Source organism: Jiella flava, from assembly GCF_017349315.1.
Lineage (GTDB): Bacteria > Pseudomonadota > Alphaproteobacteria > Rhizobiales > Rhizobiaceae > Jiella > Jiella flava.
Genome location: NZ_JAFMPP010000003.1, coordinates 272,850 through 294,039, shown reverse-complemented (window position 1 = coordinate 294,039; position 21,190 = coordinate 272,850). Strand labels below are relative to the sequence as shown.

The following is a 21,190-nucleotide window of genomic DNA, read 5'->3' as shown; positions in this document are numbered from 1 at the left end:
TCTCAACGAAGCCAAACCCGTCACACCTCAAGTCGCGGCGAAACGTGGCGCCGTCTTCGGCGACGGCGCCGAGGTGTGGCTTCGGATGCAGGCATCATACGATGCTTGGCGTGCCGAGCGAAACGTCAACGTCAGCCGTGTGACGAAGCTGGACATCGCTTGACCGATCAGCGGCGACGCCTTTACCTCTGACCCAGCAATCAATGCAGCAGACCCGATCGCTGCGCCGGACGAAGGGGATCGCCCAAACGTGACATCGGATCGTCTGACGGCGGACCCGCGCCCGGCGCTGAGGCGTCCGGGCGTCTGGGGGTGGATGGCCTTCGATTTTGCCGCCCAGCCGTTTTTCACGGTGGTGATCACCTTCGTCTTCGGCCCCTATTTCGTCTCGCAGCTCGCGCCCGATCCGGCGACGGGGCAAAAATGGTGGGCCCTGGCCGCGACGCTCGCCGGTATTTTCGTCGCCCTCGGCTCGCCCTTTCTCGGCACCGTCGCCGACCGGGCGGGGCCGCGCAAGCCCTGGATCGCCGCCTTCGCGGTGGTCAAAATCAGCGCCTTGTGTCTGTTGTGGTTCGCCGCTCCGCGCTCGTCGCTTCTTTTGGCGGCGCTGCTCATTGTTCTCGCCACCGTCGCGGCGGAGTTTTCCATCGTCTTCAACGACGCGATGATGCCGCGGCTGTTGAAGAACGACGAGATCGGCCGGGTCTCCAACGTTGCCTGGGGCCTTGGCTATGCCGGCGGCATCGTCTTTCTGATCGCCGCCCTCGCCTGTCTGGCCGGATCGAAAGAGACCGGCCTTACGCTGCTCGGCCTGACGCCAGCCTTCGGTCTCGATCCGGCGCTCGGCGAAGGCTCGCGAGCGACCGCGCCGCTCGCCGCCCTGTGGTACGTCGTGTTCATCCTGCCGATGTTCGTCGTCACCCCCGACCGGCCGCGCGGCGAATCTGTCGTCGCCGCGATGCGGCAAGGGCTCGGCGATCTGGCGGCAACCTTTCGCGAGATCCGCCAGCGCCGGGCGCTGTTTCACTTTCTGATCGCACGGATGATCTATCAGGACGGGGTCAACGCCCTGCTGGTCCTCGGCGGCGCCTTCGCGGCGGGCATGTTCGGCTGGTCGATCACCGAAAGCGGGCTGTTCGGGATCATCCTCAACGTCGTCGCCATTCCCGGCTGCTTCCTCGCCGGCATGCTCGACGCCCGTCTCGGCTCCAAGGCCGTGGTGATCATGGCAATCGGCTGCCTGTGTCTAGCGACGATCGGCATCGTCTCGACCAGCCCCGACTCCACCTTGTTCGGCCTGTTGACCTTCGCGCCGCCGGCCGATGGCACCGGCCTGTTCGAGAGCGGGGCGGAAAAGAGCTACATCGTCTTCGGCCTGTTGATCGGCGTGGCCTTCGGCCCGATCCAGGCCTCCTCGCGCTCGTGGATGGCGAAATCCGTCAGCGCCGCCGAGGCCGGCCGCTATTTCGGCTTTTATGCCTTCATTGGCCGGGCCACCTCGTTTCTGGCGCCGGCGGCCGTCAGCGCGGCGACAGCTTTTGCCGCGCAACGCTTCGACCCCGTTGCCGCCTCGCGCATCGGCATGGCAAGCTTGATCGTGTTCTTTCTCGTCGGACTTGCTCTGGCCGTGCGCGCCGCAGGGCCTCGCGAAGACCCACTGGCCAGCTGAGCGCCTCCAGGATCGGACAGGTCAGTCCGACGCGGCTGCCGCCGTTGCAAGCCGCTCCAAGACCTCGTGACCCGTCTTGTGATGGGCTTCGAGATGGTGGGTGATCGCCCGTTTGGCCTCGTCTTTCAGGCCCTCGGTGGCGCTGAGGATCTCGCTCGAGCGCAAAAAGTCGAGCACCCCGTAGAGCGACACCGGCGGACGGAACAGAAGATCCGGCGGGGCCATCTTCAGCTTCGTGTCGATGATCGACTGCATGGTGAGCTGCGAGGCCCCGATCATCGCCTGAACCGGCGTCGGCAACCGGCTGCCGTCGCCCTCCGGCCCGCCATTGACGTCGACGGCGATGGTGAAGTCGGCGACGCTCTTCAGCCGGTCGAAGGGGAGCGGATTATAGATGCCGCCATCGACCAGCACCCGCCCGTCCCGCCGCACCGGCCGAAACACCGCCGGGATCGCCGCCGAAGCCGCGATGGCGCTGCGCAGATCGCCGGTCTCGATCTCGCATTCGGAGCGGGCGAAGAAATCCGTCGCCATCACGCCGAGCGGAATCTGCAGCTCCTCGAAGGTCAGCGGCACATCCGGCGGCATGAAGGCCATGATCACCCGCCGGGCATTGAGCTGACCGACGCGAAACCCGCCGTCGTTCAAAAACTCCTGCAACGACACCGGCCGCGTCTGCCACAGCCGACCGATGACGATGCGCGGGCTGGTGAAGCAATCGAGCATATAGGCGCGGATGTCCCGCGCCGGCATGCCCGCTGCGTAGCCGGCGCCGATGATTGCACCGATCGACGAACCGATGATCCGCACCGGCCGGATGCCGAGCTCATCCAGCGCCTCAAGGACGTGGATGTGGGCGAGCCCCCGTGCGCCGCCACCGCCAAGCGCGATTCCGAGCCGCATCGCCACGCCGCCGTTACGAAGCCGCCGGGCCGACCGTGACCACCGTCGGCTGGACACTGAGGAGCCTCTTCGCCACCGCCTTGACGTCGTCGAGGCTGACCGCGTCGATCAGCGCCTGGCGCTTGTCGATATAGTCCTTGCCGAGATCGTCGAGCTGGATGCCGACCAGGGTGGAGGCGACGGCCAGCGAGGAGTCCAGATTGCGCACGGCGTAGGAGCCCTTCACATAGGCCTTGGCCTTGGCGAGTTCCGCCGTCGTCGGCCCGTCTTTGGCCATCCGGGTCAGCTGCTTGCGGATGATATCCACGGTCTGCGGCGCGGCATCGGCCCGGGTCGCCGTGGCGATCGCGATGATGCCGGCATGGTCATAGGTGGCCAGATAGGACGAGGCGCCATAGGCCAAACCCCGCTTCTCGCGAATTTCATCATAGAGCCAGGAGGTGAAGGAGCCGCCGCCGAGAATATGGTTCATCAGATAGGCAGCGAAGAAATCCTTATCGGGCCGCAAGACGCCCGGCATCGCGACCCGGATGTTGGTCTGCGGCACCGCGAGGTCGACCTGCACGTCCTTGCCCATCACCGGCTTGGCGAGCGGCACCGGCGTCAGCTTGGCCTTGGCCGCCAGATCGCCAAAAATCTGGTCGAGCCGCGTCTTCAATCTGTCCGGGGTGATGTCGCCGACGACGCCGATGACGAGATCGTCCTTGGCGAACACGTCACGGCGAAAGGTCTTGAGGTCGTCGGCAGTGATCGTCGCCAGGGTCTCGGGCGTGCCTTCGGTCGGGCGCGCATAGGGATGGCCGGCAAACACCGTCTCGCGAAACGCCTTGGAGGCCACCTCGCCCGGATCGTTGCGATCGGCGAGGAGGCCGGTGACGATCTGGCCGCGGATCCGGTTGACCGGCTCGGTGTCGAAGCGGGGATTGGTCAGCGCCAGATGCAAGAGACCGAAGGCCTGATCCTCGAAATCAGTGATGGTGCGGAACGAGCCGGTAAAATTGTCATAGCCGGCATCGAAGCTCATCGACACGCCGAGGTCATCGAGCTTCGACTGGAATTCGGCGCTCTTGATATCGCCCGCGCCCTCGTCGAGCAGCCCGGACATCAGATTGGCCAGTCCCTCCTTGCCCTTCGGATCCTGGGTCGAGCCCCCGCCCTTGAAGGCGAAGTTGACGGCGATCAGCGGGTTGGAATGATCCTCGACCAGATAGGCCTTGATCCCTCCCGGGCTCGTCACCTCCTGGATGTCGACCGCGGCCGCCGGAGCGGCGCTGAAGGCAAGAAGGCCGAAGGAGGCGGCGGTGAGGAGGCTTTTGAGGCCAGCTTTCATGGCAGGGACGATCATAAAACTCTCAACGTGTCGCAAACGGCTCAGGAGCGGGTGTCGGTGGGCTTTTGCCCGGCGCTTTCAGTCTTGACCGCATCGGCTGCGGCCACCGGCTTGGGCTTCAGATAGCCGGTCACCGAGCGCTCGGGCTGCAGATATTTCTTCGCCACCGCGTCGACGTCGGCGACAGTAACCGCCTCGATGCGATCGGGCCAGGTTTCGACATCCTTCAAGGTGCGGCCGGTCGACAGCGCCGCCGCCACCCGCTGAGCCATCGCCGTCTGGCTGTCGCGCAGATAGATGACGTCCTTGCGCACGCGGTTCTTTGCGCGCTCGAGTTCCTCTTTGGTGATGCCCTCGGCCTTGATCTTCTCGATCTCCGCATCGATCGCCTGTTCGACCTCGGCGAGCGTCGCCTTGCCGCGCGGCATGCCATAGACGAGGAAACGCGTCGCCTGCAGCGCCGTGCCGTCATAATATGCCCCGGCACCGGCGGCGATGCCCTTATCGACGACCAGCGAACGATAGAGCCGGCTGGTGGTGCCACCCCCGAGAATATCGGCGAGAACGTCGAGGGCCTCGGCCTCGCCAGGCTTCGCCGTGGTATCAGATGGCACCAGCCAGACCCGCTGCATCGACGGCTGCGTCACCTTCGGATCGGTCAGCGTCACCGTTCGGGCCGCCAGCGGCTCGGGCTCCATCGGACGGGTGCGCGGCCCCGGATCGGATCGGCGCTTGATCTTGCCGTAGGTCTCTATGGCGAGCGTTTTCACCTGATCGACGGTGACATCGCCGGCGACCAGCAGCGTCGCGTTGTTAGGGGTGTAATATTTGTCGTAAAAGGCGATCGCATCGGCGCGCGAGAGCTTTTCCATCTCGCCGCGCCAGCCGATCACCGGAATCCCGTAGGGGCTGTTCTGAAACAGCGCCGCCTGCACCGCTTCCTGCAACTGAGCGCCGGGATCGTTGTCGATACGCATGCGCCGTTCTTCGAGGATGACGTCGCGCTCGGGTTTCACCACCGCGTCGGTGAGGACGAGATTGGCCATGCGGTCGGCCTCAAAGCCCATCACCATCTTCAGCGCCGAGGCCGGCACCTGCTGATAATAGCCGGTGTAGTCATCGGTGGTGAAGGCGTTTTCCTGGCCACCGATATCGGCGACAGCCCGCGAAAACTCGCCTTCGGGATGATTCTTGGTGCCCTTGAACATCAGATGTTCGAGAAAATGGGCAATGCCGCTCGTGCCCCAGGGCTCGTCGGCCGCACCCACATGATAATAGACCATCTGGGTGACGACCGGCGCGCGATGATCCGGCAGAACCACGACCTGCAGGCCGTTGGACAAGGTGAACTCGCTGATGCGTCCTTCAGCGGATGCCGCCCCCTTGGTGGCCTCGGCGCTGGGATCGGACGGCGCGGCTGTCGACGCCTTGCCGGTCGAACCATTCGCCTTGGCGGATGGGCTTTCGGCATTGGCCCCGACGACCGGAGCAAAGGCAAAAGCCCCCGCAAGGGCGGTGGCCGCCAGGGCCCGCATCAATTGCATCATGACGGTCAGATATCCTCGTCGTTCCGGCAAATCACCCGCGATAATGCGCATCCCGCCGCTCGCGAACCAGTGACGCTTTCGTGTGGATCAAGCATGCGGGTGCTTCGCCGTCCACCCTGATGCGTGAGCATGGCGAGTTTATGGGCGTTTTACGCTGCAAAAGCGCAGGATCGTCGCACCCATGGGGCGCTCTTCGATGAGGTCGAAGCCGTCCGGCAGGGCGAAGGGCGCATCCGTGGCTTCTTCGAGAACCGCGACGGCATTCGGCTTCAACCAGCCACCCTCGCATGCCGAAGCCAGCGCCCGCTCGCCCAGCCCCTTGGCATAGGGCGGGTCGGCAAAGACCATGTCGAAGGGCTCCATCGTGCCCGGCACGCCGAGCTTGGTCGCGTCGCGGCGGAAGATTTTGGCCCGCCCGTTCAGCCCGAAGGCTTCCATGTTGGAGCGGATGAGCCCCCGCGCCTCGACATCTTCTTCGACGAACAGGCAGAAGCGGGCGCCGCGTGACAAGGCTTCGAAGCCAAGCGCGCCGGTGCCGGAAAACAGATCGAGGATCCGGGCATCGACGAGATCGAATTCCCGGCGATGGGCGAGAATGTTGAACAGCGTCTCGCGATTGCGGTCGGTGGTCGGACGAATGCGATCGCTCTTCGGCTCCGCCAGCTTGCGGCCGCGAAACTCGCCGGCGACGATCCGCATCGATCAGCCTTTCTTCGGCCGCTTGGGACCGGAAGCCCCGCCCTTGCGCTTCTGGCCCATTCGCTTGGTCGGATCGAGCGCGCGCGGCTTTTCCGGCTGATCGGCCTTGGCCAGCTCCTCGCTCTTCTTCGGCCCGAGCGGACGCCCGCCGGGCGCGATCCAGACATTCGAAAGCCGGCGCGGGCCGCTTTGGGCCGGGCGCTGTGGCCGCTCGTCACCGGCAAAGTCACGCTTGTTTTCGCCGAAGCGCCTGTCGCCGCCCTTCTTATCGCCCCCTCTGTCGTCCCCCCTTTCACCAAAGCGCGGCCGATCGCCACCTTCGCCGCCGAAGCGCTTGGCATCACGGCCGCCACCCTTGCGTTCGCCGTCTGGCTTGGCGCGCAAGCCCTCGCCCGCGTCGCGCGCCCGGCCACGCCAGCGCGACGGCGCAGCCTCGCCTGATTTGCCGGGACGATCGATCCGGCTCTCCCGCGGCTGACGGTCGCTGCGCGTCTCGAGCCGGTTAAGAGCATCCGCGCGCCGCTCCTCGCGCTGACGCTTCTTGTTCGGCGCGGTCTCGGCACGGCTCTTCCTGGCGCCGGCGTCCTTCGGCGCGCTCTCCGCCTTCACCGGCTTGTTGGAGAACGGATTGACGATCGGCGCGTCGAAATCGGCGCCCGCCTCTTCGATCAGCCGCGGCCCCAGCTGATCGCGCAGCGTCTTGCCGTGAATCTCGCGCACCGCGCCCTCAGCCAGGTCGGCCAACTGGAACGGGCCGTAGGACAGGCGGATCAGCCGGTTCACGTCGAGGCCGAGATGGCCGAGCACGCGCTTGACCTCGCGGTTCTTGCCCTCGCGCAACCCGAGGGTCAGCCAGACATTGGCGCCCTGCACCCGGTCGAGGCTCGCCTCGATCGCGCCGTAGAAGACGCCGTCGATGGCAATGCCCTCGCGCAGTTCGTCGAGCTTGGCCTGATCGATCGCACCGTGGGCCCGCACCCGATAGCGGCGCAGCCAGCCCGTCGCAGGCAATTCCAGCACCCGCGCCAGCCCGCCGTCGTTGGTCAGGAGCAGCAGGCCTTCGGTGTTGATGTCGAGGCGGCCGATGGTCAGCACCCGCGGCATGTCGGTGGGAAGCTTTTGGAAGACGGTCTGCCGGCCTTCCGGATCCCGGTTTGTGGTGACGAGACCGGCCGGCTTGTGAAACAGCCACAGACGGGTGCGCTCGATCGCCGGCAGCGGCTCGCCGTCGACGGTGATGCGATCCTTCGGCCCGACATCGAGCGCCGGCGTCTCCAGCACCTGACCGTTTACCGCGACGCGGCCCTCGGCGATCATCGCCTCGGCGTCACGCCGCGAGGCGACGCCCGCCCGGGCCAGGCGGCGGGCAATGCGCATGGTCAGCGCGGCGTCCGTCGCCTCGCTCGTATCCGCCTCGATCCGGCGGTCTGGTCTCGCCTGCCGCTCGCCGCGTTCCAGCCGCGGCTTGCGCTCAGCCCGGTCGAACGGCCGTCCGGCCTTGGCATCGCGGCGCGGACCCTTCGACCGGTCGAAATCGCGCGCCCGGGCGCCATCGCCATCGCCATCGGCGCGGGGTTTGCGGTCGGCGCGGAAACCACGCTTGGCTGACAGGCGACCATCGCCATCGCTTTGAGCCCCCGCCTTGCTGCGATCGAAGGTCAGCGGCCGGGCGGTCTTCGCTCTTGTGGCTTCATTTCCCTCGCCAGCGTCGTCATGGCTCCGGCGACCGTAGCTCTTCGGCTTGCCGCCCCCCGCAGCATCGCCCCCCGCAGCATCGCCCTTGGCGCCGCCGTGCGACAGCATGCCCCGGCTCTTCGGGGTAAACGGTTTGCCGGGCTTGGCGGATTTGCCGCGCCCAGGGCCCGCGCCGCGCGGGCGATCGCCGCCCTTTGCCGCGCCGCCCTTGCGGCCCTTGCCGCCGTCACCGCTGTTGTCGTCGCTCATCGTCATGCTTTCAAAAGTGGCGTCAAGGCGGCCGAGCCAGGGCCGGGCCACGAAATCCCTTGGGTCGAATATCCGGTTCCTCGCCCGCTGGCCCAAACGACCACGCGGCAGAGGTTGCGGCCAGGCGCTGCGGCGATAGTCCAGACCGGCGAATAAGCCGCAAAGCGGCTTTCGTCATCGCGAGGCGGTGCTATAGCAAGGCTTTGACCGCCAAGCGAGAGCGATTGAGCGATGCCGCGCCCGAATTTCATGGAGATGGCCCTTGCCCAGGCCGAATTGGCGGCCGCGCGGGGCGAAGTTCCGGTGGGCGCGGTGATCAGCAAGGACGACCAAATGCTGGCGGTCGCCGGCAATGAGACGATCCTGCGCTCCGATCCGACCGCCCATGCGGAGATCGTCGCCATTCGCCTCGCCTGCGAAGCGCTCGGCTCGCAGCGGCTGACCGGCTGCGACCTCTATGTGACGCTGGAGCCCTGCGCCATGTGCGCGGCGGCGATTTCCTTCGCCAGAATCCGCCGCCTTTATTACGGCGCTTCAGACGAAAAAGGCGGCGCCGTCGAAAACGGGCCGCGCTTTTACACGCAACCGACCTGCCACTCGGCGCCGGACGTCTATTCCGGTATCGCCGAAAGCGTCAGCGCCACGCTGATGAAGCGGTTTTTCGGCGACCGGCGCTGAGCCTTGGCTGCAACGACCGGTCAAGACCACACATACACATCCGACAAGCCGGTGCAGGCCGCGTCAGAACGGCAACAGATTGGCGAGCTTGTCGAGAAAGCCGGATCCGCTGCCGCGCAGCCGGCGCGCCTTGACCTCTTCGTCGACGCCCGGATCGCCGACCGGCGCCGTCTTAGCCGGCTCGCGATATTTCAGTGGCGGCTCGCTGAGATAGCGGCGCTGGGTATCGCTGCCCTGCCGCTGCTCGGCGAGGCGCTTCTTGACCAGTTCACCGCGGCTACGCAGCTCCTGCGGCGAAAGCTCCGTCGAGCCATGCGAGGAGTTCTTCTTGAAATCGTAGCCGCTGCCGCTGGTGCGGTCGAGATAGGCCTGGGTGACGCCTTCCTTGCGCTTGGTGGCGAAATCGGCCGGCAGCGGTCCGTCGCCCTGATAGGCGGCGGCCTGGAGGCGCTTGGCACGCTCTTCCGGCGATTCAGGCCAGTTCGGATCGCCGGTGGTGTTGCGGGCGGTCTCAGGCGGCGGCAGCACGGAGGTATTTTCCGGCTTCACCAGCTTCTGGCGCGGCGTATAGGCAATCTGCTGCCCGTCGTTCGAGCTACCGAGCGAGACGAAATTGTTCAAGTCGTCGAACAGCGTCTCGCCCTGCGACTTGCCCGTGCCATAAGTCGGGCCCAGGCAACCCGCCAGCGACAGGCAACCGGTAACCAGAACGGCGGCGACGACCCCCTTGCGGGCGGTGTTCGGCGTCATGTCGATACGTCCCCCTCATCCCGACGGCCCTGCCTCTTTGCAGGGTCGCGACGAAGCCTTCAAAACTCGTTTGCCGAGATTATCCCGGCAAAATGACGGGCAAGCTCCAGCTTTCGGCGCGGCATGCGGTCTGAACGACCGCTTGAAGCCGCGAGCGGCCGGACACGCCCCCTTCGACTGTGTCCTGCCTTCATGGCATAGGCGCAACCTGACCAAAGGCCAAGCACGATTCTGCAACATCAGGCCGAATGGCATGGGAATCCGGCAAATTCCGGGCATGCCACAGTGCAATCAGTCATCCGGCATCGGCCGCGTTTGGGCCGGTGCATTTGCCCGAACGGGCTCTACGCCGGCCGGCCGACTCAGGCCGGAAGCCGTCCCGCATCCTGCAGCTCGCGCAGCGCCTGCGCGTCACGGGCCGAGACCTCAGGAAATGCGGGATCCGATCCGACGTCGCCGGTGATCTTCCAGGATCGGGCGCATTTTTCACCCTCCGCCTTGGCGAAGACGACGGCGACACCCGCCGTATCGGCCAAAACGAACGCATCCGCCGGTGCGTCGGCTCCGCTGATCTTGATCCCCGAGGTGATGCAGATCTCGGCAAAGTCCGCGGCCTCGACCAAGGCGCGCGTCTCAGCGTCGGCGATATAAACGCTCGGCCAGGCCTCCAGCGATGAACCGATCACCTTGTCGCGGCGCTTGTCCTCCAGAGCACCCGTCACCACCCGGCGCACCTTGCGGATCGTCTGCCAGCGGGCGGCCAGCGCGTCGTTGCGCCAGGCCGGATCAACCGTGCGGAACTGCTCGAAATGGACCGAATCGGCATCCGGATAGCGCGACAACCAAGCCTCTTCCATGGTGAAGGGCAGCATCGGCGCAAGCCAGGTGACGAGGTGATCGAACAGCGTGCGCACCACCTCAAGCGCCGCCTTGCGCTTCACCGACGACAAGGGATCGCAATAGAGCGCGTCCTTGCGCACGTCGAAATAGAAGGCCGACAGCTCGACCACGACAAAATCGACCAGCGCCCGCGCGATGCGCTTGAAGTCGAAGGCGTCGTAGCCCTTGCGCACGACCTCATCCAATTCCGCGATCCGGTGCAGCATCAGCCGCTCCAGCTCCGGCATCTCGGCGAGCGGGACGCTCTCGCCGGTGTCGTGGGCAAGGGTGCCGAGCATCCAGCGGATGGTATTACGCAGCTTGCGATAGGAATCGACATTGGTCTGCAGGATCGTCTTGCCGAGCCTCAAATCCTCCGAATAATCCGACGAGACCACCCACAGCCGCAGGATGTCGGCGCCGGACTGCTTGATCACCTCCTGAGGGGTGACGACGTTGCCGAGCGACTTCGACATCTTGCGCCCCTCCTCGTCCATGACGAAGCCATGGGTGAGAACCGCGTCGTAGGGCGCCCGGCCACGGGTGCCGCAGCTTTCCAGAAGTGAGGAGTGGAACCAGCCGCGATGCTGGTCGGAACCTTCGAGATACAGATCCGCCGGCCATTTGAGATCCGGGCGCTTTTCCAGGCAGAAGGCGTGGGTCGAACCGGAATCGAACCAGACGTCGAGAATGTCGCGGACCATCGTCCACTTCGCGGCGTCGTGCTCGTTGCCGAGGAACCGCTCCTTGGCCCCTTCGGCGAACCAGGCATCGGCGCCCTCCTCGCGGAAGGCTTCGAGGATGCGGGCATTGACCTGCTCGTCCTTGAGAACATTGCCGTCGGCATCGGCAAAGACGCAGATCGGCACGCCCCAGGCCCGCTGGCGAGACAACACCCAGTCCGGCCGGTCGGCGATCATGCCGCGCAGCCGGTTCTGGCCCGAAGCCGGCACGAAGCGGGTGGCGTCGGTGGCGCGCAAAGCGCGGGCGCGCAGGGTCTCTTCGGCGTGATGCTGCGAGCCACCCTCCAGCCCATATCCTCCGAGATCCTTGTCCATATGGACAAACCACTGGGGCGTATTGCGAAAGATCACCGGCTTCTTGGAGCGCCAGGAATGCGGATAGGAGTGCTTCAGCCGGCCGCGGGCGAGGAGATTGCCGGCCGCAATCAGCGCGGCGATGACGCGGGCGTTGGCGTCGCCCTTCTTGCCCTTGTCGTCGATGACCCGCGCCGGTCCACCCTCGGCATCCGGCCCGAAGCCCGGCGCATCCTTGGTGTAGAAGCCGTCGTCGTCGACGGTGAAGGGGATCGCCGTGTCGATGCCGCGGCGTTCCAGATCGCGGCGGACAGTCATCCAGGCGTCGAAATCCTCGCGGCCGTGACCGGGCGCGGTGTGGACGAAGCCGGTGCCGGCATCGTCGGTGACGTGGTCGCCGGAGAGCAGCGGCACGGGGAAGCCATAGCCGAGGTCCTTGAGAGGATGATCGCAGAGCAGATCGCGAAGATCGGAGGACGAAACATCGCCGACCCGCCGAAAGCCGCCCTCCGGCACCCGCGCCTTGGCGAAGACGTCGGCGGCCAGCGCGTCCGCTAGGATCAGCTTTTCGCCTTGCTTTGCCCAGCGCGGATTGTCCGCGTCCTCGGGAGCGGTCACCTCATAGAGGCCGTAGGCGATCCGCGGCGAGAAAGCGATCGCGCGGTTGCCGGGCATGGTCCATGGGGTGGTCGTCCAGATGACGACAGACGTTCCGGCGAGCGCCCCCGCGCCGCGCACCGGAAACTTCACCCACACCGTATCGGATTCGTGGTCGTGATATTCGACCTCGGCCTCGGCGAGCGCCGTGCGCTCCACCACCGACCACATCACCGGCTTCGAGCCGCGATAGAGCTGGCCGCTCATGGCGAACTTCAACAGCTCGCCGGCGATCACCGACTCCGCCTCGAAATTCATCGTCAGATACGGGTCGGAAAAATCGCCCTCGACGCCGAGCCGGCGGAATTCCGCGCTCTGCACGCCCACCCAATGGGCGGCGAAGTCGCGGCATTCCTTGCGGAACTCGTTGACCTCGATCTCGTCCTTGTTCTTGCCCTTGGCGCGGTACTGCTCCTCGATCTTCCACTCGATCGGCAGGCCGTGGCAGTCCCAGCCGGGCACATAGTTGGCGTCATAGCCACGCATCTGGAAGGAGCGGGTGATGACGTCTTTCAGGATCTTGTTGAGCGCGTGGCCGATATGGAGATTGCCGTTGGCATAAGGCGGGCCGTCGTGGAGGACGTATTTCGGCCGGCCTTTGGACGCTTGGCGGAGCTTGCCATAAAGGTTCATCGCGTCCCATTTGGCGATCCATTCGGGCTCGACCTTGGGCAGTCCGGCACGCATCGGAAACGCGGTTTCGGGCAAAAAGAGGGTCTTGGCGTAATCGACGGAGCCGTCCGTCGTCGTCTGATCGGTCATAATGCGGGTCAACCCTTGAGCGGCCGCGAAAACAAAAGGCGGCGGCGGGAGAGAATTCAGCGTGAAAAGCGACGCGTCCCGGTCCCTCCGCGCCCGTCAGGGCCGCCGGAAGGCCGGGCGACTAATTCGAATGCCGGTCGAAAAGAAGCGTCGTGCCACCATGGCGGCAGGCTTTAGCAACTTCAGCCAGCGAAGAAAAGAACGCCGGCAAGAGCAAAGGCGAGGCTAGGCGCATCAAGCCTCACCGAACTCAGAACGCAATCGTGCGATCCAGCGCCGACAGCGGTTGCGCGCCGGCGAGGACGGCGCGGGCGTTGTCGCAGTCGCGGTCCATCTGGGCGATCAGCGCTTCGGCGCCGTCGAACTTTTCCTCGCCGCGCAGATAATCGAACAGCGAGATCGCAACGGTTTCGCCATAAAGATCGCCGGAAAAGTCGAAGAGAAAGGTCTCGAAAAGCGCGACGCCGTTGTCGAAGGTCGGTCGGCGGCCGAAGCTCGCCACGCCGTCGATCAGCGTGCCGTCGGCGCGGCGCAGGCGAACGGCGTAGATGCCGAATTTCAGCATCGTATCCGGCACCAGCAGGATGTTGGCGGTCGGATAGCCAAGGGTGCGGCCAAGCCGCTGCCCCTCCTGCACCGAGCCGCCGATCGTCCAGCGATAGCCGAGAAGCGCGGCCGCCGGCGCCACCGCGCCATCGGCAAGCAGCTCGCGGATGCGGCTCGAGGAAATGGTCTCGCCATCGCCATCCTTCATCGCCGGCACCAGCGTCGCGCCGAAACCATGGCGCTCGCCGGCGACGATCAGGGTCTGCGGTGTGCCGGCCCGTCTGCGGCCATAGTGGAAGTCGAAACCGGCGACGACATGCGCCGCCCCCAGCCGCTCGACGAGCACGGTGTTGACGAAGTCCTCCGGCTCGACCCCGGCGAATGTCTTGTCGAAGGCCTGCTCGACGACCGCATCGAAGCCGAGCGCGGCCAGAAGCTTGGCGCGGATCGGCGCGGGGGTGAGCCGCGGCACCGGGTTCTCCGGATGAAAGACGGTGCGCGGATGCGGCTCGAAGGTCAGACAGATCAGCGGTTTGCCTTCCGCCTTGGCGATCTCCCGGGCGGTGCCGAGCACGCTTTGATGGCCGCGATGGACGCCATCGAAATTGCCGATCGCAACGACGCCATTGCGCAAGGCAAGGTCGAGCGGCGCCTCGCCGCTCAGCCGGGCGATCGACGCGCCCCTCATCCGAGCGCCGCCATGAAGAACCGCGCCTTCAGCCCGCGCTCCGCCAGCACCGTGGCGATCGTCGCGGGATCGTCCGGCGTCTCGCCGAATTCCGAGCCGTGAATGCCGCCCGTAATCAGCAGGACGTCGAGATCGACGCCGTTGGCGCCCTTGATATCGGTGTTGAGGCCATCGCCGATGGCCAGGATCCGGGTCGATGCCGATGCGCCGCTGATCCGCCGCGCCTCGGCATAGATCGGCGCATAGGGCTTGCCGGCCATCAGCACCGTGCCGCCAGCCGCTTCATAGGCCTTGGCAAGGGCGCCGGCGCAATAGATCAGCGTCTCGCCGCGATGCACGACGATGTCCGGATTGGCGCAGATCATCGGCAAGGCGCGGGCGCGAAAACCCGCCAAGAGGTCGCGGTAGTCGTCCGGGGTCTCGACCGTGTCGTCGAACAAGCCGGTGGCGATCACCGCCGTCGCCGCCTCGGCGTCATCGGTGCGCGTCACATCGAGCCCCTCGAACAGATCGACGTCGCGGGCGGGACCGATATGGAAGACGGGACCACCAGCCTTGGCGATCAGCGCCCGGGTCACGTCGCCCGAGGTAACGACCGCGTCATAGGCATCGCGGGCGAAGCTGAGACCATCGAGTTGGGCGATCACGCCCTTGGCCTGGCGCGGTGCGTTGGTGACCAGCACGACCTTCGCCCCTGCCGCGCGCGCCGCCGAAAGTGCGGCTTCGGCCGCCGCATGCCGGACGACGCCGTTATGGACGACCCCCCAGATATCACAAAAGATCACCTCGTAACCGCGCGACACGTCGGACAAATGCCCGATGCGGCTCGGCAGTTGGAAAGACTGATCCTGCATGCTTCAAGGTCTCGGCAATTGAGGGAACGGGGGTTGAATCTCGCCCTGAGGCGATAGAGATGAGGGGGGAGTTGGTCAAGCCGATCAGCTAGCGCCGCCGTCTCATCCGCCCATCCGGCGCGCCGGGCCGGCACCCCGATCGGCCTGCAAATCGCCGTATGCGATCGTCGGATCGCCGACGCCTGCAGAAACCGGCGCGCATTCGCGGATGCCGCTTCGGACGCGCAAAATTTTTTGCACCCTTAGTTCTTGACTCCCGTCCACCCCGGTCACTATCTGGCTGGCGTTAGCACTCACCCAAGGCGAGTGCTAACATAGTTTCCTCTGGGCCCGGGAAGGGCCCGGTATCACCGTCCAAAAAAGGGTTCATACGAACATGGCAGCTGTGAACTTCCGTCCCCTGCATGACCGCGTTGTGGTTCGCCGGGTGGAGTCCGAGGAGAAGACCGCTGGCGGTATCATCATCCCGGACACGGCCAAGGAAAAGCCCCAGGAAGGCGAAGTCATCGCCGTCGGCTCCGGGGCCCGCGATGAAAGCGGCAAGGTCGTTCCGCTCGACGTCAAGGCTGGCGACCGCGTGCTGTTCGGCAAGTGGTCCGGCACCGAGGTCAAGCTCAACGGTGAGGATCTCCTGATCATGAAGGAGTCCGACATCATGGGCGTCGTCGCCTAAGGCAGACCGCCGGAATTTTCCCAACGGAATTTTCTGTAGTCCCGACTGAAGTCAGAATCAAAAGGCGCCGCTTGCAAGACAGCGCGCCAAGGAGAAATCGGATATGGCAGCCAAAGAGGTAAAGTTCGGCCGCGACGCGCGTGAGCGGATGCTCCGGGGCGTCGACATTCTCGCCGATGCCGTGAAGGTCACCCTCGGCCCCAAGGGCCGCAACGTCGTCATCGACAAGTCGTTCGGCGCGCCGCGCATCACCAAGGACGGCGTCTCCGTCGCCAAGGAGATCGAGCTCGAGGACAAGTTCGAGAACATGGGCGCCCAGATGGTGCGCGAAGTGGCCTCGAAGACCAACGACAAGGCCGGTGACGGCACCACGACCGCGACGGTTCTCGCCCAGGCGATCGTCAAGGAAGGTGCCAAGGCCGTTGCCGCCGGCATGAACCCGATGGACGTCAAGCGCGGCATCGACGCCGCCGTCGCCAAGGTCGTCGACGCGCTCGGCACCGCCGCCCGCTCGATCGACACCTCGGACGAAGTCGCCCAGGTCGGCACCATCTCGGCCAATGGCGAGAAGGAAATCGGCGAGATGATCGCCGCCGCCATGCAGAAGGTCGGCAATGAGGGCGTGATCACGGTCGAGGAAGCCAAGACCGCCGAGACCGAGCTCGAAGTCGTCGAAGGCATGCAGTTCGACCGCGGCTACCTGTCGCCTTACTTCGTGACCAACCCGGAGAAGATGGTCGCCGAGCTCGACGACGCCTACATTCTCCTGCACGAGAAGAAGCTGTCCAACCTCCAGGCGATGCTGCCGGTTCTCGAGGCTGTGGTTCAGTCGTCGAAGCCGCTGATCATCATCGCCGAGGACGTCGAGGGCGAGGCGCTCGCCACGCTCGTCGTCAACAAGCTGCGGGGCGGCCTGAAGATCGCCGCCGTCAAGGCGCCGGGCTTCGGTGATCGCCGCAAGGCGATGCTCGAGGACATCGCGATCCTCACCGGCGGCACGGTGATCTCCGAGGACGTCGGCATCAAGCTTGAGAACGTCACCCTCGACATGCTCGGCCGCGCCAAGAAGGTCTCCATCACCAAGGAGAACACCACCATCGTCGATGGTGCTGGCGAGAGCGAGCAGATCAAGGCCCGCGTCGGTCAGATCAAGGCGCAGATCGAGGAGACCACCTCGGACTACGACCGTGAGAAGCTCCAGGAGCGCCTGGCCAAGCTCGCCGGCGGCGTCGCGGTGATCCGCGTCGGCGGTGCGACCGAAGTCGAGGTGAAGGAAAAGAAGGACCGCGTCGACGACGCCCTCAACGCGACCCGCGCGGCCGTCGAGGAAGGCATCGTGGCCGGTGGTGGCGTCGCGCTGCTGCGCGCCTCGAACGCCGTCGACCTGAAGGGCGTCAACGCCGATCAGGACGCGGGCATCAACATCGTCCGTAAGGCGCTGCAGGCTCCGATCCGTCAGATCGTCACCAATGCCGGCGCCGAGGGCTCGATCGTGGTCGGCAAGATCCTCGAGAACGAGTCGCTCTCCTTCGGCTACAACGCCCAGACCGGCGAATATGGCGACATGATCCAGATGGGCATCGTCGATCCGGTCAAGGTCGTTCGCTCGGCCCTGCAGGACGCCGCGTCGGTCGCGGGTCTCCTGGTCACCACCGAGGCGATGATCTCCGAGGCTCCGAAGAAGGAGTCGGCCGGTGGTGGTATGCCCGCCGGTGGTATGGGCGGCATGGGTGGCATGGGCGGCATGGACTTCTAAGAAGCCGCAAGGCTTCGCGAAGGCCATCAAGCCGCCCATCTCCAAGGTTGCTGAAACCGGGCTTGCCCGGTTTCAGGTGGCGGCATGGACTTCTAAGAAGCCGCAAGGCTTCGCGAAGGCCATTAAGCCGCCCATCTCCAAGGTTGCTGAAGCCGGGCAAGCCCGGTTTCAGGTGGCGGCATGGACGTCTTAGTCCGGCCGATGCGTTCCCATAATATCAGTCGACCATGGGGCAGTCCTTCGGGACTGCCCCTTTTGCTTTTAAAATCAAGGGCCAACTTGCGTCCGACAACAGTCGGCTGCGGCAAGATTTCTCGATTCGCTCAGGGAACACCCGGTCGCGTCCGACGTTTTGGATCTCACAAGCCGCGGCAATGGGCGGCGGCGACAACGGAGCAAACGTCGATGGTCGATAAGAACGAAATCAAGGGAGCGGCCAAGGAAGCCGGCGGCAAAATCAAGGAAGTCGCCGGGCGCGCCATGGGCAACCACGAGATGGAAGCCGAGGGCCGAGCCGACCAGGTCGAAGGCAAGACCCAGAAGAACTACGGCAAGGTCAAGGATGCCGTGAAGGACCAGGTGCGCTCGCACTGACCGGCCTTCAACACTGATAATGGCGCCGATCGTGCGAACACACGCACAACAGACGGCCCTCCATAACGACAACGGCCGCTTCCCATGGAGCGGCCGTTTTCTTGTCGGCGGGGCTGACCCGGCACGCGGCGCGTCTTATCCCGGCAACATATCTTAAAGCCCATCGCCCAGCGGCCAGCCTGCTCAAAAGGGGCTCCCCCGCGCATCGGCCGGACCAAAGGAGGGCTGAACGCCAAGCCCCGCGCGGTCTGTAACGGTCCCGGTCGCCCGCTGGCTCTACTGTTGTCGAAAGGCCAGATGCCGCAACGCCAAGGGCGCCGCTTGTCTGCTCCCAACGCTACCTCCCGGCCCAGGACCTGCTGGCCGACAAGGGTAAGATGATACCGACTGAGTGCGGGAATTTCTGACCAAGCGGAGCATCCGCGTCGGCCGTCTTTCACGCGCCACGCGCAAGAAACCGGTCCCGCAAGATGCCTCCTCTCCACGCAGCGCCACAAGATCGCGGCAGAGGCGCTTCCATCGCCGTCTTCGCCATCTGCATCGCCGCAGCCGCAACTTTCTGGCGCTGATCCATCAGTTCTCAGCCTAAAGCGCCCTGCGTCCGATCGGATGCACGTCGCCTCAAGACGATGCGTCCGCTGGAATCTTCCACCGCGCATTGTCGGGGATCGAGCGCTGAGACACGACGACGTGAATGACGGATGGGCCGTCCGAAACGGCCTTGGCGGCATCGATGGCGGCGCCCAGCTCGGCGTAGTTCTCCGCCTTCCACCCATGACAGCCGAAGACCGTTGCGAGCGCGCGATAATCCCATCGGTGAAGCACACAGGAATCGAGGAATGGCGCGGTGCTGTCGAAGACCGCGGCATCGGCGAGCCATTGCTCCACCGCATAGACGCCGTTGTCCATGATGAAGATGATCGGGTCGAGCTTGAAGCGGGTTTGCGTTGAAAGGCATTGCGCGGTCATTTGAAATCCACCGTCGCCGGTGAAGATCATCAGTCTTTGATTGGGCGCCTTTGCCAGCGATGCCCCTGTCGCCGCAGCCCCGATATACCCGATGGCCGAATAGGACGACTGGCTGATGAAGCCGCGGGGCGCGCCGACCTTCAAAAGCATGCTGCCGAAATAATTCAAACTCGCATCAGCCCCGACGATCGTGTTGTCATCGACATGGCCGGCGACGACGTCGTAAAAGCCCTGATAGGTGATTGCGCTTGTCGAAGACGCGTCGGGAGCGGCCGGGCGGACCTGTGCTGGCAGGGCCGGCGCCACGCGCGTGATGGACTGGGACATCAAACCCGCGACGACATCTGCGATCGACACTTGCGGAATAAAAAGGGTGCCGAATTTCATCGTGTATAACGACACGAAAGCCGTTTTATTCAGGTCGAGCGGCCAGCCGAGATCGTTCAGGTCCGTCAGCCACACCCCCAACGCCAAGACAAAATCAGCGTCGCTCATCAAGGATTGCACCTCGGCGGACGATGATTTGCCGTCGAAGACTCCGACGAAGAGAGGATTGTCCTCGGAGAGGATCGCCTTGCTCATCAGTTCGGTGGTGAAGGGCACGTTGAGCTGTTGAAGGAGTTGCGCGGCCTGCTCACACAGTCCGGAGCGATCGATTTCAACGCCGAGCCAGATCACCGGCTTGGTGGCGTTGCGGAGCTTTTCGGCGATGAACGTGATTGCCTGCGCAAGGCCATCTTCGTCGGAGAGTTCCGGCGCCGCGGTCAACACCCCTTCCGGCTTGACGCAGGGCAAGTCGACGACGTCTTCCAGCAGCTCGATATAGACCGGCCTTCGTTCCGTAATGCACGCGGTGAGCGCTGAATCGATCAGCATCGGCGCAAGATGCGGCTTTTCAATGCGCACCGTCGCCACCGTGATATATTCAAAAACTTGGCGATCCGTTTGCCGACCGCTGATGAAGTGGTGTGAGCTGTAACCGGTTTGCTCGAATTTCAGGGTCCTTTGAATACTGGGCGTGCCGTTGATCAGCACCACCGGCACTTTCTCGACATAGGCGCCAGCGATCGCATTGACGGCGCAAAGCGCCCCCGCAGAATACGTCACGCACAATGCGCCGATGCCGTTGAGGCGCGCATACCCATCGGCCGCATATCCGGCATTGAGCTCATTGACCTCTTCAATCACCTGAATAGGGCTCGCCTCGACATAACGGGTGACCCATTCGACGGAATAATCGCCCGCAATCGAGAACAAATGTCGCAATCCGAGCTCCGCCAGCCGATCGACCAGATATTGTCCGACAGAATAGATTTCGCTCATTTCACAATCTCCGTCTCACTGTATCCGCTATTAAAATTCACTGGCATTATCAAATAATCTTGGAATATAGATATTGAATATTGATGGGCATTTTTTTTCTGGAAATTGACCTATCATAAATTTTTTGAATTCTTCATTGGAAAATCCACGGCCAACCGCTTCCATAGCAACGGTTATATACTGAATGTTGTCCGCAACTCCATTCTTGTCAGTCGGAAATCCGTGACCCGGCAAAAATATTTCGTAATCTGAATGCAGAATATCCTGAAGAACGCCGATCCAGTTATTCATATATTTTGTCAAATATAGATGATTACCGCTATAAATAAGATCTTGCGCAATATATACAAGATAATCAGGAAGCGCCAATGTCAGTAAAAAGTCGATTTCGGTATTTGTGACTTTATGCAAGACGTATCGCACGCCGTCGATATCGACATCGCCCGCGTTGGCGACGTGCTGTGGAATGATGATGTCGTCCGGCGCGAGCGTGCCCATCGTCCAATGATCCTGGAGCGATGTGCTGCCATCTGCCGTCAGAAAATCGATTGTTTCCTGAAGGGCATAGATGGGAACATCCCGGAAGGCCGATGCCAGTCCGAACCAGTGATCGGGATGGCGATGTGACAGATAGATGCGGTCGATGGGTTTACCGAGACGGTCGGCATATTGTCGGAACTGGCGGGCATAAGGCGCCAGAAACTGGCCGTCGACCAGAACCAGTGCGTTTTCGCTTTCGACGATGTGCGTTGCGTTGGCGATATTGCCTTGCGTGAATGCCGAAATGAATGTGTGAAGACGAATATCGCCCACGCGCCTGACGATCGTGATCGGATCTGGAAGTGCTGCCACCATCGATCTCTCCTTTTCGGCTGATCGCCTCACCGGGATTGCGGCACCGCTGGGCGAATGGCGTTCGATCAGCAGACTCG

Annotated in this window: 16 protein-coding genes and 1 pseudogene; 6 read left to right on the top strand and 11 right to left on the bottom strand. The window is 64.1% G+C overall.

Going from position 1 to position 21,190, the window contains the following annotated elements; all coding sequences use genetic code 11:
- Window positions 1–250: 250 nt before the first annotated feature.
- Window positions 251–1,669, top strand: a complete 1,419-nt coding sequence (locus tag J1C48_RS06025; RefSeq protein ID WP_343217684.1) for an MFS transporter — start codon at window positions 251–253, stop codon at window positions 1,667–1,669.
- Window positions 1,670–1,690: 21 nt separating this feature from the next.
- Here J1C48_RS06025 and J1C48_RS06020 read toward each other — a convergent pair whose 3' ends face one another.
- From J1C48_RS06020 to J1C48_RS06000, 5 genes are all read right to left on the bottom strand, one after another.
- Window positions 1,691–2,572 carry a patatin-like phospholipase family protein gene (locus J1C48_RS06020; protein WP_207256871.1) on the bottom strand — a complete coding sequence of 294 codons (882 nt, stop codon included), beginning with the start codon at window positions 2,570–2,572 and terminating at the stop codon, window positions 1,691–1,693.
- A gap of 13 nt (window positions 2,573–2,585) precedes the next feature.
- Window positions 2,586–3,902 (bottom strand): M16 family metallopeptidase, encoded by a 1,317-nt coding sequence (locus J1C48_RS06015; protein WP_207256870.1) that lies wholly within the window; start codon window positions 3,900–3,902, stop codon window positions 2,586–2,588.
- 41 nt (window positions 3,903–3,943) lie between these two features.
- The gene (locus tag J1C48_RS06010; protein ID WP_231081595.1) at window positions 3,944–5,449 is read right to left on the bottom strand and encodes a M16 family metallopeptidase; all 1,506 of its coding nucleotides are present in this window, start codon (window positions 5,447–5,449) and stop codon (window positions 3,944–3,946) included.
- A 138-nt stretch (window positions 5,450–5,587) separates the two neighbouring features.
- Window positions 5,588–6,148, bottom strand: a complete 561-nt coding sequence (rsmD, locus tag J1C48_RS06005; RefSeq protein WP_207256869.1) for a 16S rRNA (guanine(966)-N(2))-methyltransferase RsmD — start codon at window positions 6,146–6,148, stop codon at window positions 5,588–5,590.
- 3 nt (window positions 6,149–6,151) lie between these two features.
- Complete coding sequence (locus J1C48_RS06000) at window positions 6,152–8,092, bottom strand: pseudouridine synthase (RefSeq protein WP_207256868.1); 1,941 nt, start codon at window positions 8,090–8,092, stop codon at window positions 6,152–6,154.
- A gap of 231 nt (window positions 8,093–8,323) precedes the next feature.
- Here J1C48_RS06000 and J1C48_RS05995 point away from each other — a divergent pair, with 231 nt between their 5' ends.
- Window positions 8,324–8,770 (top strand): nucleoside deaminase, encoded by a 447-nt coding sequence (locus tag J1C48_RS05995; protein ID WP_207256867.1) that lies wholly within the window; start codon window positions 8,324–8,326, stop codon window positions 8,768–8,770.
- 63 nt (window positions 8,771–8,833) lie between these two features.
- Here the strand turns inward: J1C48_RS05995 and J1C48_RS05990 are convergent, their stop codons facing one another.
- The 4 genes from J1C48_RS05990 to J1C48_RS05975 all read right to left on the bottom strand — a co-directional run bounded on the left by J1C48_RS05990 (window position 8,834) and on the right by J1C48_RS05975 (window position 14,943).
- Entirely contained in the window at window positions 8,834–9,520 is a 687-nt protein-coding gene (locus tag J1C48_RS05990; protein WP_207256866.1) for a hypothetical protein, read from the bottom strand.
- Between the two features lie 362 nt (window positions 9,521–9,882).
- Window positions 9,883–12,855: an isoleucine--tRNA ligase gene (gene ileS, locus J1C48_RS05985; protein ID WP_207256865.1), complete on the bottom strand. Its 2,973-nt coding sequence runs from the start codon at window positions 12,853–12,855 to the stop codon at window positions 9,883–9,885.
- Window positions 12,856–13,105: 250 nt separating this feature from the next.
- The gene (locus tag J1C48_RS05980; RefSeq protein ID WP_207256864.1) at window positions 13,106–14,089 is read right to left on the bottom strand and encodes a bifunctional riboflavin kinase/FAD synthetase; all 984 of its coding nucleotides are present in this window, start codon (window positions 14,087–14,089) and stop codon (window positions 13,106–13,108) included.
- Window positions 14,086–14,943 carry a TIGR01459 family HAD-type hydrolase gene (locus tag J1C48_RS05975; RefSeq protein WP_207256863.1) on the bottom strand — a complete coding sequence of 286 codons (858 nt, stop codon included), beginning with the start codon at window positions 14,941–14,943 and terminating at the stop codon, window positions 14,086–14,088. Before J1C48_RS05975 ends, J1C48_RS05980 begins: the two co-directional genes overlap by 4 nt.
- Before the next feature lie 376 nt (window positions 14,944–15,319).
- On the opposite strand from J1C48_RS05975, the gene groES reads away from it, so the two are divergent.
- The 4 genes and pseudogenes from groES to J1C48_RS18880 form a co-directional block, all read left to right on the top strand.
- Window positions 15,320–15,616, top strand: coding sequence for a co-chaperone GroES (gene groES, locus J1C48_RS05970; protein WP_207256862.1), 297 nt, complete (start codon window positions 15,320–15,322; stop codon window positions 15,614–15,616).
- Between the two features lie 103 nt (window positions 15,617–15,719).
- Window positions 15,720–17,372, top strand: coding sequence for a chaperonin GroEL (gene groL, locus J1C48_RS05965; protein ID WP_207256861.1), 1,653 nt, complete (start codon window positions 15,720–15,722; stop codon window positions 17,370–17,372).
- 405 nt (window positions 17,373–17,777) lie between these two features.
- Window positions 17,778–17,966 carry a CsbD family protein gene (locus J1C48_RS05960; protein WP_207256860.1) on the top strand — a complete coding sequence of 63 codons (189 nt, stop codon included), beginning with the start codon at window positions 17,778–17,780 and terminating at the stop codon, window positions 17,964–17,966.
- 146 nt (window positions 17,967–18,112) lie between these two features.
- A pseudogene (locus J1C48_RS18880) lies at window positions 18,113–18,340 on the top strand (IS5/IS1182 family transposase); the annotation flags it as partial.
- Between the two features lie 247 nt (window positions 18,341–18,587).
- Here the strand turns inward: J1C48_RS18880 and J1C48_RS05955 are convergent.
- Both J1C48_RS05955 and J1C48_RS05950 read right to left on the bottom strand, forming a co-directional pair.
- Entirely contained in the window at window positions 18,588–20,258 is a 1,671-nt protein-coding gene (locus J1C48_RS05955; RefSeq protein WP_207256859.1) for an alpha-keto acid decarboxylase family protein, read from the bottom strand.
- A gap of 30 nt (window positions 20,259–20,288) precedes the next feature.
- Window positions 20,289–21,113: an MBL fold metallo-hydrolase gene (locus J1C48_RS05950; RefSeq protein ID WP_207256858.1), complete on the bottom strand. Its 825-nt coding sequence runs from the start codon at window positions 21,111–21,113 to the stop codon at window positions 20,289–20,291.
- Between the last annotated feature and the right edge of the window lie 77 nt (window positions 21,114–21,190).

Coding starts and splice junctions, on each gene's coding strand:
- J1C48_RS05995 (WP_207256867.1), top strand. CDS start 8,324: ATGCCGCGCCCGAATTTCATGGAGATGGCCCTTGCCCAGGCCGAATTG.
- J1C48_RS05980 (WP_207256864.1), bottom strand. CDS start 14,089: ATGAGGGGCGCGTCGATCGCCCGGCTGAGCGGCGAGGCGCCGCTCGAC.
- J1C48_RS06010 (WP_231081595.1), bottom strand. CDS start 5,449: ATGATGCAATTGATGCGGGCCCTGGCGGCCACCGCCCTTGCGGGGGCT.
- J1C48_RS05975 (WP_207256863.1), bottom strand. CDS start 14,943: ATGCAGGATCAGTCTTTCCAACTGCCGAGCCGCATCGGGCATTTGTCC.
- J1C48_RS05990 (WP_207256866.1), bottom strand. CDS start 9,520: ATGACGCCGAACACCGCCCGCAAGGGGGTCGTCGCCGCCGTTCTGGTT.
- J1C48_RS06015 (WP_207256870.1), bottom strand. CDS start 3,902: ATGAAAGCTGGCCTCAAAAGCCTCCTCACCGCCGCCTCCTTCGGCCTT.
- groL (WP_207256861.1), top strand. CDS start 15,720: ATGGCAGCCAAAGAGGTAAAGTTCGGCCGCGACGCGCGTGAGCGGATG.
- groES (WP_207256862.1), top strand. CDS start 15,320: ATGGCAGCTGTGAACTTCCGTCCCCTGCATGACCGCGTTGTGGTTCGC.
- rsmD (WP_207256869.1), bottom strand. CDS start 6,148: ATGCGGATCGTCGCCGGCGAGTTTCGCGGCCGCAAGCTGGCGGAGCCG.
- J1C48_RS05955 (WP_207256859.1), bottom strand. CDS start 20,258: ATGAGCGAAATCTATTCTGTCGGACAATATCTGGTCGATCGGCTGGCG.
- J1C48_RS06020 (WP_207256871.1), bottom strand. CDS start 2,572: ATGCGGCTCGGAATCGCGCTTGGCGGTGGCGGCGCACGGGGGCTCGCC.
- ileS (WP_207256865.1), bottom strand. CDS start 12,855: ATGACCGATCAGACGACGACGGACGGCTCCGTCGATTACGCCAAGACC.
- J1C48_RS06000 (WP_207256868.1), bottom strand. CDS start 8,092: ATGAGCGACGACAACAGCGGTGACGGCGGCAAGGGCCGCAAGGGCGGC.
- J1C48_RS05960 (WP_207256860.1), top strand. CDS start 17,778: ATGGTCGATAAGAACGAAATCAAGGGAGCGGCCAAGGAAGCCGGCGGC.
- J1C48_RS05950 (WP_207256858.1), bottom strand. CDS start 21,113: ATGGTGGCAGCACTTCCAGATCCGATCACGATCGTCAGGCGCGTGGGC.